The sequence below is a fragment of the Paenibacillus sp. FSL F4-0087 genome (genome assembly GCF_038020215.1).
GTDB lineage: Bacteria > Bacillota > Bacilli > Paenibacillales > Paenibacillaceae > Paenibacillus > Paenibacillus taichungensis.
Window position 1 is genome coordinate 438,982 of sequence record NZ_JBBODJ010000001.1, and the last position, 15,872, is coordinate 454,853.

Annotated in this window: 11 protein-coding genes; all 11 read right to left on the reverse strand. The window is 46.8% G+C overall.

Annotated features, from left to right (window positions below):
* Window positions 1–15: 15 nt before the first annotated feature.
* Window positions 16–894, reverse strand: coding sequence for a carbohydrate ABC transporter permease (locus MHB84_RS02080; RefSeq protein ID WP_076289424.1), 879 nt, complete (start codon window positions 892–894; stop codon window positions 16–18).
* A 29-nt stretch (window positions 895–923) separates the two neighbouring features.
* Window positions 924–1,814 carry an ABC transporter permease gene (locus tag MHB84_RS02085; protein ID WP_062321959.1) on the reverse strand — a complete coding sequence of 297 codons (891 nt, stop codon included), beginning with the start codon at window positions 1,812–1,814 and terminating at the stop codon, window positions 924–926.
* A gap of 248 nt (window positions 1,815–2,062) precedes the next feature.
* Complete coding sequence (locus MHB84_RS02090; RefSeq protein WP_076289423.1) at window positions 2,063–3,748, reverse strand: extracellular solute-binding protein; 1,686 nt, start codon at window positions 3,746–3,748, stop codon at window positions 2,063–2,065.
* 124 nt (window positions 3,749–3,872) lie between these two features.
* Window positions 3,873–5,495, reverse strand: coding sequence for a response regulator (locus tag MHB84_RS02095; RefSeq protein ID WP_076289422.1), 1,623 nt, complete (start codon window positions 5,493–5,495; stop codon window positions 3,873–3,875).
* 85 nt (window positions 5,496–5,580) lie between these two features.
* A complete protein-coding gene (locus MHB84_RS02100) occupies window positions 5,581–7,326 on the reverse strand; it encodes a sensor histidine kinase (RefSeq protein WP_076289421.1) in 1,746 nt (581 codons plus the stop codon).
* A gap of 330 nt (window positions 7,327–7,656) precedes the next feature.
* Window positions 7,657–8,355 carry a hypothetical protein gene (locus MHB84_RS02105; RefSeq protein ID WP_076289420.1) on the reverse strand — a complete coding sequence of 233 codons (699 nt, stop codon included), beginning with the start codon at window positions 8,353–8,355 and terminating at the stop codon, window positions 7,657–7,659.
* A 122-nt stretch (window positions 8,356–8,477) separates the two neighbouring features.
* Entirely contained in the window at window positions 8,478–10,004 is a 1,527-nt protein-coding gene (locus tag MHB84_RS02110; protein WP_076289419.1) for an ABC transporter substrate-binding protein, read from the reverse strand.
* Window positions 10,005–10,186: 182 nt separating this feature from the next.
* Window positions 10,187–11,095, reverse strand: coding sequence for a carbohydrate ABC transporter permease (locus MHB84_RS02115; protein WP_053783705.1), 909 nt, complete (start codon window positions 11,093–11,095; stop codon window positions 10,187–10,189).
* A 17-nt stretch (window positions 11,096–11,112) separates the two neighbouring features.
* Window positions 11,113–12,099: an ABC transporter permease gene (locus MHB84_RS02120; RefSeq protein WP_063564733.1), complete on the reverse strand. Its 987-nt coding sequence runs from the start codon at window positions 12,097–12,099 to the stop codon at window positions 11,113–11,115.
* Between the two features lie 174 nt (window positions 12,100–12,273).
* Window positions 12,274–13,893 carry a response regulator transcription factor gene (locus tag MHB84_RS02125; RefSeq protein WP_076289418.1) on the reverse strand — a complete coding sequence of 540 codons (1,620 nt, stop codon included), beginning with the start codon at window positions 13,891–13,893 and terminating at the stop codon, window positions 12,274–12,276.
* Complete coding sequence (locus MHB84_RS02130; RefSeq protein ID WP_076289417.1) at window positions 13,868–15,667, reverse strand: sensor histidine kinase; 1,800 nt, start codon at window positions 15,665–15,667, stop codon at window positions 13,868–13,870. The genes MHB84_RS02125 and MHB84_RS02130 overlap by 26 nt, the downstream gene beginning before the upstream one ends.
* Window positions 15,668–15,872: the final 205 nt, after the last annotated feature.

Sequence of the window (15,872 nt, forward strand, 5' to 3'; positions counted from 1 at the left end):
AATTTAGATGCAGGCTCAGCCTTTAACCGAACCCAAGGTCATACCTTTGACAAAGAAGCGCTGCAGGAATGGATACACGATGAGGATTGGCGCACTTCCGATAAAAATCTGTGCCGCTCTTACTGTGGTTTGAGAAATGGTTTCCATCTCTTTCGGGTTCATGGCCATCGTACTCATATCACGTTTGATAATTACGGTCTGCATGAAAGTAGCCAGCGGATAATCCTTGGCATTGTTCATGTAGAGTAATCCGTCAAACCATGAGTTCCAGTGAAACACCATGCTGAACAGTGCAATCGTTGCGATAGATGGCATGGAAATCGGCAGGAAGATACTGAACAACGTTCTGAAGTGATTGGCACCATCCATCAGCGCCGCTTCCTCAAGCTCTTTCGGAATGCCCCGGAAGAAGTTTAGCATCAGAATGACGAGGAAGGTGTTGACAGCTCCCGGAAGCACCAGCACCCAGAAGGAATCCATCAGGCCGATCTTCTGAATGACCATGTAGAAAGGAACGAGTCCCCCATTAAAGATCATACTAAAAACAAAAATCCATGAATATACGGTTCTGCCTTTAAATTCACTATTTTCTTTCGACAACGGGTACGCCGCCAAAAAGGTAATCAGCAACGTAATTCCTGTACCAATGACTGTCCGCAACAAGGAAATCCAGAGAGAGTTTAGGAAAATCGGATTATTCATCGTTTTTTTGTATGCTTCAAGTGAGAACCCTACCGGCCAGAGATTGACGAGATTGGCATCTGCGGCAGCCTTGTTACTGAAGGATACAGCCAGAACGTGAATCATCGGTACAATACACATAATGGCAACCAAAATGAGAAAACAAATATTGATGACATTGAACACGCGGTAAGGCATTGATTTATGATACATCGTGGTCCCTTCTTTCTCTGTTCATTCGATTAGAATATGCGATATCCGGCGTATTTTTTGGCTAGGCTGTATGATACAAGGATCAAGACCATGCTGATGACCGATTTAAATAATCCAATTGCGGTCGCGAAGCCCATCTCTCCATTTTCCAGCGCCGAGCGATAAACGAATGTATCAATAATGTCACCCGTTTGATATACAAGCGGGTTGTACAGATTGAAAATCTGATCGAACCCGGCGTTAAGCACGTTACCCAATGCCAGTGTTCCAACCACCATTAGCATCGGTACAAGAGACGGGATGGTGATATGCAGCGTCTGCTTCCAACGACCCGCTCCGTCAATCTCTGCTGCTTCATACAGTGCCGGGTTAATGCCGGCAAGGGCAGCCAAGAAGACAATCATGTTATAGCCGAATTCCTTCCACACATCCGTTAGAATAATTGTTGGTCGGAACCAGCTGTTATCTCCAAGGAAGAAGTATGGCCCAAGTCCGAATGTTCCGAGTACCCGGTTCACCAGTCCACCAGTGGATAACAGATCAATCAAAATTCCGCCCAGGATAACCCAAGACAAGAAGTGAGGCAGATACACCAAGGTTTGGATCGTTCGCTGGATCGCCATCTTGCGAACTTCATTCAACAAAATTGCGAACACAAACGGGACAAACAAGTTAAAGATGAGTTTGAGCACAGCAATGATCAGTGTGTTCCAAATGACTTGCAGACTGTCCTCGCGTTCAAACAAATATCTAAAATTATCTAGCCCGACCCACTCCGAGCCGCTGATGCCGAGCCATGGTTTGTAGTTCTGAAATGCCATAACGATTCCGCCCATAGGCACATAACTGAATATAATCAGAAAGATGATGGCTGGCAGCAGCATTACGTGAAATGGCCAAGTTCGTTTTAAAGTTCTCATGATTGCTCCCCCTGTAATTCTTCCTACTCAAGTGCTCCCTGAGTGGCTTATACTGCGATTATATCAACCGTTTGCATAGGTCAAACAGCACATAAAAGCAATATAAATGGCACAAAAGCAACCAGTTTGGACTCGCTGTCTTTTCAATCATTCATCCACTGCTGACCCACACCTTTCCCAAGCAAATCAGGCTCTCATAACGACAAAAAAAGCGTGCAGACCTGGTTGGTCTGCACGCCCTTAGATCCTTATTTTTTCACACTGTCATACCATTCGTTGACCTCTTGTGTGATTTGGTCACCGCCACCCGATTTCCACGTTTGTACAAATGTATCGAACGCATCTACCGGATTTTTGCCATAAATAATTTCGTTGAATGCTTGATTCTCAATTTTGTTCAGGTAGTCGAGCTTGGATTTCATTGTCGCTGTTGTAGGACCTGTGAACATGTTTTTGAACGATATTTCTTCCTGACTGAGCAAAACTTTTGCAGCAGCAGGGGTTTCTGGCCCATAGTTAACGGCTACGTCTTTCTCCAACTTAGTTTCCGGCTCTTTGCCATCTGCCAGATTCAGCAGGGCTTTCATCTGAGCATCCGGAATACGGGCGCCGTCACGAACGAGCAAATAACGTACAACGTTCACATAACCGCCTTCAATTTGGTCAATCGGCATTTGTTTGCCATTGGCATCCAATTGATAGTCATACTTTGCAAATAGACCGTTATCATATTGGCTACCTGGTGCCGGGTCTGCATAATTGTCGAACAGGTAGTTCTCATACGTGAAGAATGCTTCAGGGTGCTCCATGTCTTTCTTGATCAGAATGACGCCGTTAACAAACTGTGTACCATGACGCATAGCTTTGCCTTCTGGACCGGTCGGGATTTCAATCGGTTTCCAAACGGCACTTGGCACATTTTTCACTGTATCCAGAAGCGGCCACCCACTCATCCAGTATGGACCTGGGATAATACCCGCTGTACCTGCCACTGCTGGCTCTGCTGTTTTGTTTTCATCCCATAATGCTGCTTCCTGCGGGATGTAACCTTTTTTGAGCCATTCGCTCAATTTGGTCAGACCTTGCTTCATGCCAGGATTGATGGAACCATACTCCAGCTTGCCATCTTCAGCTACATTCCACTGGAATGGCAGTGTTCCGTATGCACCGAAAATCCAGGATGGATCACCCATCCATGTGTTCATGGATGTTTTGAAACCGATGCTGAGTGGAATGACCTTGTCTGGGGCTAAGCCATCCGGATTTTGATTTTTGAACGCATCCATGACTTTTTCCAGTTCATCAATCGTTTTTGGCGCCTCCAGATTCAGCTTGTCCAACCAGTCTTGGCGAATCCACAGTAGGTAATCATTGTTGTACGCATAGTCCAGCACGGGAATACCCATTCTTTTACCGTCACGACTATACTGGTTCCATACATTGGGATCCTGCTCCATCGCTTTTTTCCAGGTGTCGGAAGCGTATTTGTCGAACAGCGGACCCGCTTCCTGATACATGCCAGAATCAATCAGATCCTGTGCAAGCAGGTTGTCCCCTACCACTACCACTTCAGGCATCTCCTGCCCGGATGACATCGCAAGACGAAGTTTTGTGGCGAATGCGTTGTTCGTATCCGTCACAGACCACAAGGATTTGATGTCGATTCCGAATTGATCTTTGGCCCACTTGGTTGCTACGTTATTTTCCATCGATTCGCCATTTTTGAATTTTAGCTCAGGGTCAATTCCCCATGCCGTTGTAATAGTAACTGCAGGATCATATTTTTCTTTGTATTCGTTTTCAACAGCTGGCGCACTTGATGCCTCGCTATCTCCTCCGCTATTTCCTCCTGTACAGCCTGCAAGGACGCCGGTCAGACACACCGCCGTTGCGAGAAGCGACAGTAATCTCTTTTTCGTGGATTTCGCTCTCAATGTTGTTCCCCCTTCAATCATTTTGGTTACCCTTTCATTATAGGCCTGCCGGGTCTTTCAGCCTATGTCACGAAAACAAGATTTCTGCACCTTTGGCAACCTATATATTGGAATGATGTTGAAATTATGCCTGATCCCGATATTCATTCGGTGTCATCCCATAATGCTTTTTGAACATTTTGCTGAAATATTGCGGATTTTGGTACCCCAGTTCACTCGTAATCTCGTATATCTTTTTGTTGGTGTTTTTCAGCAAATACAATGCACGCTCCATCCGCATGCGAATCATATAATCGCCCAACCCCTCACCGGTCTCTGCTTTGTAGATCTTGGACAAGTAGACCGGATGCAAATACACCTTGTCTGCGATCATCTTCACGGACAGATCCTGTCCTGCGTCTCTCGTTACCATCTCCTGAACCTGCTTGATGACGTGTCTGCGGCTCTGTACGCCTTCCTGATCCGACAGCTCCTCCTGCAACTTGGCAAGCATCTCAGTCGCCCAGCGGCGAAGTTTGTCAGGTGATTGAATCAACTGATGCGCGAGCAACAGATCAAATCCCGCATGATCAATCTCATGTACGAGATGCCCCTGCTTATGCGCGATATACATAAAGGCATTCGTTACAGATAAATACATCTCATATACATGCTCTCTTGAGAGACATACACGTTCTGCTGCATCAAATACGGCATTCAGTTTACGTGCCGCTGCCTCCCATTGTTTGGTTTCAAGCAACTGAGGCAGTACGGGTGGCTTATAGAGCTCTTCAAGCGCTTGAGCCGCATCGTTTTCCGGCCGTTTCGACAGCTCTTTATCCATGTAAATAATCGTATTTTCCTCTGGGCCCGATAGAACGAGTGATCCCAAACCTTTACGATAAGCGGTCGTCAGATCGGCAAATTGAAACGGTGCTGTGACCACCATGGACAGATCGCCTTGCAGATATCGAATAACATGCTCGCGGAACGTCCCAACTGGTTGCTTCAATTCTTCCACATTGGTCTGAGCAAGCTCCGTCCAACCCTGATTCTGTATAATCATGACTAGACTCTCATGAGGACCTCGTCCAAACCACACGTTGAAATGCGGACCAAACACCTCTTCTGCAATATTACCAACCGCAAACTCCATCAAATCCAGTGATTGCTGATCCATTGCAGAGAACCGGCCTGTAAGGCGAATTAGCATCATAACTGCCGGTTGATCCGGCTGAAGCAGAATCTCATACTTTTCAAGCTGTTCACCCAGTGCTCGTGCTGTAATTTCGCGGCCCAATAACAAATCATGCATCAGATTCTCCCGCAAAATTTTATAATCTGACTTCCGGCTGTATAACAACCGATGGTATTTATCAAATTCATCCCAATCATCCCGAAGGGACGTGATGGCAGCAGAGACCGAAGCCATGAATTCCTCATCGTTCACCGGCTTGAGAATATAATCGGCAGCCTGCAGTTGAATAGCTTTTTTGGCATATTGAAAATCACTGTGTCCGGTCAGCAGAATACAGCGGATATGCGCCCACCGACTGCTTACCTCCTCAACCAGCTCCAGCCCGGACATGCCCGGCATTCGAATATCGGTCACCACGAGGTCCACTGCATTCTCTTCCAATATCCGCAGCGCTTCCTTGCCAGATGCCGCACGCAAAACCGTCGTAACACCGAGCTCTCCCCAGGGAATGGTCAATTCCAGACTTTCCGTTACATACGTTTCATCATCCACCAATAAGATATCAATCAAGACAGTCACTCCCTATCCGCTTCGTTATACAATGAGATCTATCGTTCTTATGCTGTAGTCATATAAACACACTAGTTCTATCCTGCTATTCAAGAAGATGTTCTTCGTCAGCGGGCCAGGACAAGGTAACACGCAGCCCACCAAGAGGTGATTCCATAATGCTAATTCCCGCCTGCTCCCCATATCTGAGCTGAAGACGCTGGTTGACGTTCCATAACCCACAACCCATTTCTTGATCCATACCTCCTGTGAGTTTGTGGAGCAGCATCTGCCGAGCCAGTTCATCCATACCTTGTCCGTCGTCATCGACGGTAAGAATCATCATGCCATTTCTCTGTTCTCCCGACACCCGTATTTCCCCAGCTTCGGCATCGGTTTCAATCCCGTGGATAACCGCATTCTCTACCAGTGGTTGTACGATGAGAGGTGGTACCTCCTGCCTCAGGATGTCTTCGGATAAGTCAATGTTGAAACGTATTCGGTCCATACGCATCTGCTGAATCTCCAGATAACAGGTGACGAACTCGATTTCTTCTGTGAGCGGCACCACATCACGTTCCTGCCTCGTTGTATAGCGATAGTATCGGGACAGATTATGCGACATGGCAACGACAGCATCGACACGCTTCAGCTTGGCCATGCTCGTAATGAATGAGAAACAATTATAGAAAAAGTGTGGATTAATCTGAGATTGCAGCTGTTTCAGCCGGGCTTCACGCACATGAATCTGTTCCAGATACACGTGTTCAAACAACTGCTGAATCTGCGCCACCATGGAGTTGAATCGTTCGGACAAAAAGCTGAATTCATTGCGTCCCTTGGGCGTAATTCGGACTGAATAATCCTCCTGCTTCAATCGTTGGAATCCACGGATCAACTGTTTGACAGGGACTTGAACCTGTACATATAACAGATAGGCTACGGCAAAGCTCATCAATAGCAGACAGATCATGGCCGAATAAAATAGAATATTGGACTGATGAATCGGCTTCAGAATAGCTGATAGTGGCATGTAATCAACCAGATACCAGCCTGTCGTGCTGGACTTTACCGTATTAACCATGTAAGGTTCACCGTCGATAACTACCGTCCGGTTATCAACATCTTTAAGCTTATCAATGGCCAGATTATCCATCAGCTCACCTGTCAGAGCTCGATCCGAGGTTCGGTTATAGATAACCCCCGTCTCTTCCCGGTAATAGAAGGGGTCATGGCGACCATCATCCTTGAATTTGTCCAGCATATCTCGAATGTTGTCACTATCGAATTCAAGCTTAATAACGGTCTGCGCATTGGCTGCGGGATCGCTAATGCCGTATGGAGATACGGTGATCCAGCTGAAGATGAATTTATCATCTTCCCCCTCCTGAGTCTTTCGAACATTCCATCCGGATGATATGTTGCCTCGCAGCGTTTGCTGATCGTAATAACCGGCATCTCGTTCAGAGACGACCCTGCCAAGCGTCGGCGAATAAAGGTACAATTTCGTTGTCCAATTGGATGAACTTTCCTGGATACTCAGCTTGTTCTGAATACGTTTTACCAAATTGATCGTATCCAGATCGAAATATTTGGAATCCGCGTAGATCCGCCGAAAGCTCGCAATATCGGGATCATGAATGAGCAGATTCGGCCATGAGGACAACAACTCGATGTGCGTATTCACCTGATTTTGAAAAAATTCAAGTTGGTTACTGTTGGAGCGATTGAGTTCATCCCGTAGAACTGCTGTTGTTTTATGGTTGGAATACCAGTACAGCAGTACGACTGGAACCAGCATAATTAGAATTAAAATGACCATTTTGGAAAATAGATTCGTCCGGTATGACATCTTCTTACCTCACCTTGCCTTCATTAGTCAGTGAATCTAATTTTAACGATGAAAGCGTTAAACATAAACTGTTTTTTCTGGGCGAATTCGCTTCACAGCTCATCTGTTACTCCTGACTTAACCTCTTTAAAGAGGCTATCTATATATCGTAAGCGTTACCATATACATGCATAAAGGTGACAAAACCAACTTTTCTGCACTAATTGCAACTTCCACGCAAAAAAGAGCTGACAAAAGTCAGCTCTTTTCTAAACACAATATATGGCTTAATCTCTTTTAATCCAAATACTCTTATTATGTATTCATTCTATCTTGCTAACGCAGTATCTATTATGGAATATCGTAATCAAACACCGTATTCTCTCCATCCACGGCGACATCCAAAACAATATCGGTTAGCTTTCCATTCACTTGCAACGGGGAGTCAGCTAATCCGGAAAACGCCAGTTGACCCTTAAATGTTCCATACGGCTCAATCTCTATATGTACAGGTTTGAGCTCGACAGACTGCAGGGATTCATAGAGCGGATCATCATGTTGTTTGTAACTGCGGCCCAAGTCAGGCAAGAGAACAGCTGCTACAGGCTCTCGGGTGTAATTTTTGAGTGTCAGGTCACAGTTTACTCGTGTAATACCATTGTCCAGTACGTCATAGGTACAGGAGCTATCATTTTGGACATAGGAAACTCCATTGATACCGGAAGCCCCCCATTTGGCTACGTACATTAATTTATCCGTCATGTAGGAATAACTGAGAACGATAGCGAGAACGATTAGCCAGAGCCGTTTAGCCAGAACAGGATGTAATGACATGATTTCTTTGCGTGTAAGATAGTAGCTGGATGCTAATATGCCCATTCCAAAAAATAACGTGATATGCACACCACTTACGTAGGATGTGGTATAAGGCGACATGCCTATAGCAGACAGCATCGTGTCCCCCACTGAGAAACCAAGGTGATGCTTAAACGTAAAAATGATGCCAAACAGCAATAACATCGCAGAGAACACAAGTCTGGTTCTCGACACACGAACACCCCCTAATCAACCACCTGATTATATCATATTTTTCCTTATTATGGTTTGTGATCCAAATAAAAAAAGACGCTCCGGTTTTTAACCGAAGACGTCTTGGGTTTTGCAACTCAAGTCTACTTTTTGGACAGGAATGCGTCGAGCTGTTCTTGTTTGGCTGCAATGATTTTATCAATACCTGCGGCTTTCAGTTTCTCCAAATATTTCGGGATCATCTCGTTCGGATCTACTGCACCCGAGGTCATGCCCGGTTTGAACTGTTTGTTCACGTTGTTGACCGCAGCAATTTCGTTTTTGACGGATTGGCTATTGAACGTAAAGCCCAGTGCAGGTGACTTAACGCCTTTGGCATTAAACTCCTTGAACTTTTCCCATTTCTGCGGATCTTCATTATCCCAGAGATAGTTCAGGAACTGGTTACCCAGCTGCCATTGTGCGCCCGGATTGTAGGTGCGACTGTTCGCATCCACCCCTTCCGGGAGGGTAATAATGTTGTCCTGTCCGTCTTTTTTCACATAATGTGTGCCTTCAATACCGAAGTTGAGCAGGTTGTTAATTTCTTTGTCGGAATGCAGCAGGTTAATGACTTGCATCGCCTTCTCTGGCTGCTCAGAGGAACGGGAGATCGCCAGCATCGCACCGGAAGCATCACCGGTTGTAATCGTAGGCTGGGTCATCTCAATCTGGGTCAGAGGATATCCGACATACCCTTCTTCTTCCTTATCCTTGCCCGGCTTCATGCCATCGGTCCACAGGAAAGCCTTACCTGCCTTCGCCTGATCTTTTGGGAACACATTGGAAGTCGCTGCATCACTGTTAATGTATCCAGCCTGATACCACTTGCGTGCAAGCTCAGCCGCTTCCTTAAATTCAGGTGTCTCCACTTCGTTCAGTACCGTCGTTGTACCCGCTGTTTTGGAGATGACGCCTGGAACGGATGCATCACCGAGATAATCCCAGTCCAGATTTTCCAGCAAACCGTTACCATTGGTATTGGACATATAGAATGGAGTGATGCCTGGTTCGTTTTCCTTGATCGTTTTGAGCAGCGGCTCCAGGTCAGCCCACGTTTTCACTGCGGTCAGATCGAGCTTGTATTTGTCAGCCAGATCTTTGCGCACCAGTACACCACGCGTCGCTGCCAGCTCCTTGTTGGTAGGAACGCCGTAATTCACGCCATCCACCTGAGAACCTTCCAGAAAGGCTGGATCGAGATTCTTCTTGATATCCTGCCCATACTGGTCAAGCAGATCATTGAGCGGCAAGAACGCACCTTTTGCTACATTGACCGTATAATTCTGCCAAGCCGCTGTGAAAATAATATCTGATTTTTCGCCGGAAGAGATCATAAGATTCAGCTTGTTGTCCCACTGACCCCAGTCGATCGCATTGATCTTGAGAGTTGCCCCGATCTTTGGCTCCATCTTTTTGTTTATCTCGGCTTCGACCAGAGCTACATCTTTCTGTGGTGTCCCTGGATAATACAACGTCACTTCATAGGGCTTGCCCCCACTCTCCGCTGCACCACCACCCTGTGCTTCCGGTGTTGTTCCGCCTTTGTCTGATGAGCAACCTGCCAGCACCAGGCTCAGCGCCATAACTGCTGCCGCGAAACGCGGCCATACCTTAAACGTTCTAACCAAGTGAACCCCTCCCGTCATATGTTGGACCCTGCAACCGATTGCCCCAATTCGCAATGTTCCCCAATCTGCAAAAGTCCGTTCGCTTGCCGGCCCTCCGGCGTGTCTGTACTCGCTGCTTTTTGTATATGCCCTCTCAGGTCCATCTTCAATTATCCGTTGCCCTCTCCGCTAACCGGCCGGAGTTACCCCTTCACTGCGCCTACGGTTAGGCCTTTGATGAAATACCGCTGGAAGAATGGATATGCCAGTACGATTGGACCAATACCGACTACAGCCATCGCCATTTGCAGTGTTTTATTTGGCAGATTCAGCAATCCGCCCTGCGAGGAAATCTGTGAAGAGACATTGGAGTTGGATGTTAAATATTGAATATCGAGCAGCGTCCGGTACATAAGGTACTGAAGACTGATCGTCCGGTTATCAGATATAAAAATCATGCTGAGATACCAATCGTTCCAGTAATTCAATGTGCTGAACAGTGCAACGGTCGCCATCACTGGAAGGGAGAGCGGAAGCACGATTCGTGTAAACGTTCTCAATTCACCCGCTCCATCAATCCGTGCCGATTCAAGAATCGATACCGGAATGGAGTTAGCGAAGAATGTACGCATGACCAGCACGAAGAATGGTGACAACAGTAGCGGCATGATCAGTGCCAGAATCGAGTTTTTCAAATCCAGTACGTTCACATAAACGAGATACCACGGGACCAGACCGCCATTGAATAGCATGGTGAAAAAGATGAAAAAGGCGAACCATCCTCGATACGGCAAATCCCTCCGGGAAAGTGGGTACGCGTACAATGCCGTCAGCGCTACACTCGTTATTGTACCTATCACGGTTACGATAATGGAAATACCATAGGAATGGATGATCTGATCCATGTCCTTGAACAGAAACTCATAGGCAGTAAGGCTAAACTTCTCCGGAATCAGCTTATACCCGTTCGCAATGACCGTCGTCTCGTCCGAGAATGAGATTGCGAAGACAAGCAGGATCGGCACGATGCAGGCAATGGCATAGAATATAAACATAGCGTGTATGATAGACGCGGAACGCCGCGACACGGCTAATGGATCACGTGATTTCACAGCTGGCTTGCCTCCTCTCAAAATAATGCATTATCTTTGTCCATTCTCCTAACGATGGTATTGGATACGAGAACAAGTACAAATCCGACAACAGCCTGATACAGCCCGGCTGCCGAGGACATCCCGATATCGCCGCCAATAAGGAAGGTTCGGTACACATACGTATCCAGAACGTTCGTCACCGGGAACAATGCGCCCGATTCCAGCGGAACCTGGTAGAACAGACTGAAATCTGCGTAGAAAATACGACCGATCTGCAGCAATGTCATAATCACGATCAGCGGTACGAGAAACGGAACGGTAATGAAGCGAATCTGATGCCACTTACTCGCGCCATCCAGCACGGCCGCTTCATAATATTCCTCATCGATACCTACCACTGCTGCCAGATAAATGACGGCATAATAACCAATATTTTTCCATGTATTCACCAGCGGCAAAATGTACGGCCAATACTTAGGCTCTGAATACCAGTCAATTGGTTGTCCGCCAAAGAGCTGAAGAATCGTTGAGTTCATGAAGCCCGAATCCTTGCCGAGAAACGCGAGCACCAGATAGCTGACTACAATCATCGACAGAAAATACGGAAGCAGCATGAGTGACTGATACAATTTGGACATCGCCTTGTTTTTCACTTCATTCAACAAAATCGCAAGCCCTACACCTACAAATAAATTCAGCGCAATAAATACCGTGTTATAAGCGAGCGTATTACGTGTGATCTCCCAAGCATCGCTGGTGGAGAATAAATACTTAAAATTATCCCAGCCGCTCCACGGACTGCCCCAAATACCGTCGGCATAGTTTACATTTTTGAATGCAATCAGAACGCCAAACATCGGCATATAGTTGTTTACCAGCAGAAATAGAATGCCTGGCAAAAACATGAGATACAAAACCTTGAATTTACCTAGATTGTACAGGACAGACTTTCGTTTTCGAACCGGTATGTCCCTTCCATCCGATAGACGTGCTGCCTTACCCGCCTGGGGTTGTGTCTTCATAACTTGTTCTCCCTCACTCCTCTTGAATTTCATCCTCAGGATGAAACACCGCTGTGTCTCCTGTGGTTCAAGTATACGGCGGGGCGTTCAGGTCCACTATCTGCTGTGGTGACCTGTTCACTTATCAAATTATGACTTTAGGGCACAAAAAAACAAAAGACGCAGCATGCTGCGTCAAATCTGTACCGTTCGGGACTGTTTGCGAAACTCCTGTGGGGTAATGCCCGTGCACTTTTTGAACATTTTCGTAAAATGAGAGTAATTGTAATACCCGACCTTGCCTGCGATATCCGTCACCTTCACGGTAGACTGGGACAATAATGTCTTCGCTTTGGCTACTCTGCGCTGGAGAATAAATTCGGAAAGTGACATGCCCTTTTCTTTACGAAACAGGCGGGATAGATAGGCTGGATTAAATCCGGCAAAGGATGCAAGTTCTTCTCGCATCAGCTCTTCACCAATATGATTTTCAATGTAAATGCATAACTGGTCCACAATCGTCATTGGACTGTGATCGTCCGGGTACAATACCGGGATGGCACGACTAATCAGGTCTGATGTCCACTGCTTCAATTGAGGTAGCGAACGTGTCACAACGTTTTCTTCCGGCTCCCGTTCTCCGGGATACAGGCTGCGTACGGATACATTTTTCTGATGCAGCAATGGGTAGATTACATGCAGCATTGCATGATAATACAAGCGCAGAATTTCGGGTGACAAACGCTCCTGTGAAGCCAGTAATTCAAAGATTTCGTCCACACGCTCGCGCAGGTCGTCAAACTTTCCCGTTTCGAACAGGATGGACAACTCGGAGAACCACGGTATTGGCAGAAAACGATCCTCCGTATCTCGGCCCACCTCGTCATAGATAAAGACCCCTTCAAGCTCGTTGATATTGCGACGCTCCATGTCCATCAGCTCATTCAGCATCCCCTGTAAATCTGTAACTGCTACCGGGACTCCGACGTAACAGGACAATCGGCAATAAAAGTAGGTACCGCACTCCTGAATATAACTCTGACATCCTTGTGCCATTTCACTCGCCGTAGGTATGATACCGTCCTGTTCGTATGCAAGCACAATATTTAGTCCACTGTGATCCTGAAACACTTCCCCAGGTTTGTCACCAAGCAGCATTTCCTTGGCAGCATTGCGGAGCGCATATTCCAGCACCTCCTCGTCACGCAGATCGAAGTCTCTCACCCATTCTTCGACGGATATAACAATCGGCAACACGCGCACTTGCGGATCAATCTCGGCTCCATATACTTCGGCCAGTTCCTGAAGCTTTTGCTGGGTTAAGGTTACACGCTGTGAGATGGCGTCTTTCCAGAAACGCTCGGTCAACAGTGGTTTATGCGTTTGCCAGCGTTTATACACGGTCTCATATACTTCATTGGTGCGGGAACGCTGCTCGTCATCCTTGATTTTGTCCATTGCCTGGCTCACAACCTTGAGCAGCTGGTCTGCGGGAGCAGGCTTCAGTACATAATCGAAGCTGTTCAGCTTGATTGCCGTTTGGGCATAATCGAACAGGGCATGACCCGTAAGAAAAATCGTCAGCATGCCGGGATCATGCTTTAACACCCAGCTCTGCAGATCCAGTCCCGTTTCACCCGGCATCTCAATATCACAGATCATAATATCAATGGGATGGGCTTTCATCAGCATTCTCGCTTCTTCCGCATCACCAGCACTGAATACCTGGTCAATTCCGGCCAGGCTCCAGTCCACCCCTTCCACCATCGCTTGCAGGGCGTATACTTCATCATCCACGATCAACAGGTTCCGCATAGGCTCTCCCTTCTTCTTCTTCCGTCTGGGCAGGCATATGAATATGGACTGCCGCCCCTCCTTCAGTCTGATTGCTAAACTGCAATCCGGCATGTTCGCCGTACTTTACAAGCAGCCGATGGATAACGTTCCAGATGCCAATGTGCTGTCCACCCGGATCTTCGGCGTATCGCCCTTGCTGCAGGCGCTCCAGTATGTCTTGCTCAAATCCAACACCGTTGTCTGTAATCGAAAGTTGAAGAACCGAAGATGCTTCAGGATCAGATAACGTTTTCGACTTCCGTACTGTTATGCAAATAACAAAAGGTTCTTTGCGACGCTGAAAGCCATGAATAATGGCATTCTCCACAAAAGGTTGAATCGTTAAGGGCGGCAGCACATACTGCCCAAGATCCGGTCCAACATCCAGTACGAAATCCAGCTTGTTGGGAAACCGCAGCTTTTGGATCTCCAAATAATGACTGATATGTTCCAATTCTTCATCCAATCGAATGACACGTTTGCCTGCACGCAGGCTGAACCTGAAATAATCTGCCAGATGACCAGCCATCTGCTGCACTAACTCATGCTTTTGCAACGAAGCCAGGCTATGAATGATATTCAATGAATTCAGGTAAAAGTGCGGATTGATCTGCATCTGCAATTGTTTAAACTCTGCTTCTCTCGTGCGCAATTGCTCCTCATACACATCTATCTTCAGATGCTGGATCTCACTTGTCATCTGATTGAAGCTGTGCGTGACAAACTCCAGTTCAGATGAAGCTGGCGTCTCAAGCCTCACATCAAGTTCTCCTCGGCTAACCCTCCTCATCCCACGTATGAGCACATTCATCGGACGGAATAGGAGCTGCCTGAGAAAAATCATAGCTGTGATCAGGATGACCGCTGCACCAATTGGAAGCAGGCGAATGATCTGTTGAAAAAATGGCAGGTTTCGCATCATGTCCTCTTCGGGCAGCAGGACGATATAATTCATCTCAGACATGGCTGAGGCAATGCCAAGCATCAGATACTGACGTGCACTGCCTGTGGATGTTACTTCAGAGATCACCTGGTAGGGATTATTCAATCCATTGATATGGGCTGCGGCCAATTTGATTTGTGCCGAGTTCAGGGCTGAATCGGACAGTGCCCCGCCATCTGCTCCCACGATGACTGCGCCTCCCCGGTCACCGGACTCCGTAAATTGTTCGGGGTGATTCAGTGCATTCATGTCCACAAGAGCCCCCGCATAGAACTGGGCGTTGATCCGCACCGTTTTGACCAAGGCATTCCATGTGCCTCCCCGAACGATGCTCCACTCTGGCTTCTGGATTTCCCCCTCCAGCTGCTGCATCTGGACCGGCATGCTCTCCTGCACAATCGACTTTTTGACATCATAATTGCCTGAAGTAGCGAGTAACAGATCGTCATTCACAGCATCGTACAGAAAAAATGAATCGATCAGATTATAAAATCCGATATCGGTCATGAATTTGTTCATAATACGCTGTTTGGCAATAATATAATCGCCGCTGCCGTATTTGAGAAAAAACAGGGAGATAATGTCCGGGTCTCGCTCGCCCAGACTGTATAAATAACGATTGGTCTCCTGCAGCACACGCTCGTTCTGCTCCACACTTTTTGCAAGATGATTCATATTGGTGAGAGACACTTGATCACGTACAACTTTCATGGCGTATACGTTGTTGTAATATAGCAGCATGAATAGTGGCAGCATGATCAATGTCAGACCCACGATAAACTTAAAGCGCAGTGAACGGATGAAGTTCATGAATTCCCGCCCTTTTGTGTAATCTGAATTTCAGTTCTGTTGCACATCGTTGTAACCGCTATCAATATCAAGCGATTTTTTCCGTGTTCTGATGCTGTACCTCTGCTTTTCTTCCATCTTATTCCTTATAATGGCATGTTTATTGTAGTCATACTTGCTTGCATCTGTCTATGTGGTTCCGTGACCTGTCACTGTCAACTCTGGT